Source organism: Pseudomonas sp. R43(2017) (assembly GCF_002112345.1).
GTDB classification, from domain to species: Bacteria; Pseudomonadota; Gammaproteobacteria; order Pseudomonadales; family Pseudomonadaceae; genus Aquipseudomonas; species Aquipseudomonas kribbensis.
In genome coordinates this window covers 1-1,847 of sequence record NZ_NEHJ01000017.1, presented here as the reverse complement: position 1 = coordinate 1,847, position 1,847 = coordinate 1, and the positions used below count along the sequence as shown (strand labels likewise).

Annotated in this window: 1 protein-coding gene; it reads right to left on the bottom strand. The window is 64.5% G+C overall.

Features of this window, described 5'->3' with window-relative positions; genetic code table 11:
- On the bottom strand, positions 1-1,847 hold a 1,847-nt coding region (locus tag CAG02_RS29390; RefSeq protein WP_139831921.1), incomplete at both ends, for a DUF6531 domain-containing protein.

Here is a 1,847-nt window from a genome sequence, read left to right as displayed (position 1 = left end):
GCTGGCCGCAGGCGTCGTAGGTGTAGCGCAAGGTGCCCCAGCCCTGATGCTCACGGACCAGTCGGTCCTGCAGGTCGTATTCGAAGGCCAGCGGGTGATCCTGGCCGTCATCCACACCGACCAAACGGCCCAAACGGTCATAGCGATAGCTGACCTCAACCCCGTCCGGCAGGGTCTTGAGCAGCAGACGTCCGGCGCTGTCGCGCTCATAAGCGGTGACCAGCGTCGAGCCGTCGTCACCGTACTCGGTCTTCTCCAGCAGATGACCGTTGCGGTCGTAGGCGTACGCGGTGCGCCGCCCATCGAAGCCGGTTTCCTGTCGGATCAGTCCGGTGGGCGTGTAGTCCAGCCGGTACTTCTCGCCGGACTCGTTCTCGATCTCCGTGAGCAACAGCTGCGCATGGTCGTAGCGGTACTGCAGCCGCGTACCGTCGGGGTTGATCCGCCGGCTGACCAGGTGCAGGTCGTCGTCATACTCGTAGCGGGTGATGCGCCCCAGTTCATCGCGTTCGGCGGTGATCTGGCCGTAGGCGCTGTAGGACCAGGCCCGGGTGGCGCCATTCGGCGAGGTGGTCTGGATCAGCCGGCCAACGGCGTCCCACGCATGACGGGTGATCGCGCCATGTTCGTCCTGCGCAGTAATCCGCCGCCCCAAGGCGTCGTAGGAAAACTTCCGAACCCCACCGTCCGGCAGACTTTCCTCGACCAGTTGCCCGAGGTCGTTCCACACGAACACATGCCGGCCACTGTCCGAATAACGGATCGACAGCAACCGCCCCTGTGCATCGTGGTGGTAATGGGTGACATGGCCGTCCGGATCGACCGCCTCGGTGATATCGCCCTGGGCATTGCGCCGGTAGGTCCACTGCGCCTCGCCCCGGCTACGGCGGTGCAGGAAACCGTTGCGATACTCGTAGGACGTCGGCGCATCGTCCGGCGGAATCAGCGCAACTAACCGTCCGACGTCGTCGTAGCGGTACTCGGTGACCGCCCCCAGCGCATCCTGCTCGGCGACCAGCCGGCCCTGCGCATCGTAGGCCTTGAGCTGCTCTCCACCGTCGGCCGCGACCTGACGCACCAGCCGAGCGGTGTCGTCGTGGACGTAAACCTCTTCACGGCCGTCGACGTACTGCACCGTCACGCTGCCGGCGTCATCCCAGACGTAACGCGTGTCCATCTGCGAAAACGACGCCCAGTGCCGCACGCAACGTGCCGCTTTGCCGGCACGTTCCCACTCCCAGAAGAAGCTCGCGCCGCCCGTCAACTGCCGCTGCAGGATGACGTGGGCATCGTCGTAGTCGTAACGCTCGCTTTCGCCGACGGCGTTGGTCGCTTCGATCAACCGGTGGCGGGCATCGAAGCGATAGCTGACCAGCGTCTGTTCGGTACGCCAGGACGCATCGCGCCACACCTGATAATCAACCGCCACCAGATGCGCCCGCTCGTAGCGCAGCAACAAGGAACGACCGGCCCCGTTATCGAGGCGCTCAACCCGATCCAGACGATCACGCGAAATGCGCAACCGGTTGCCGTACGCATCACTGACAACCGTCAGGCGCCCAGCCCGAAAGTGATAAAACCGCGCCGCCTCACCCGCCAGCGCAACGATCAGTTCCTCCGGCTCATCCCCGAGAAAGATCGCCGCCCGCGACAGACTGTTGTGAATCGCCGGCCGCTCGACAGTCGGCAGCGGAAATCGCGTGCGCCGGTTCTCATGGTCAACCCAGACCACGCCATCGCCCTCAACTTCCAGCCGATGCGCCAGCGAATGGCTCCAGCCAAACCCCAACCCGACATCGATCTCAACCGCACTGGTGCGATACAACCGGCTGAACTCGAACGGCAAC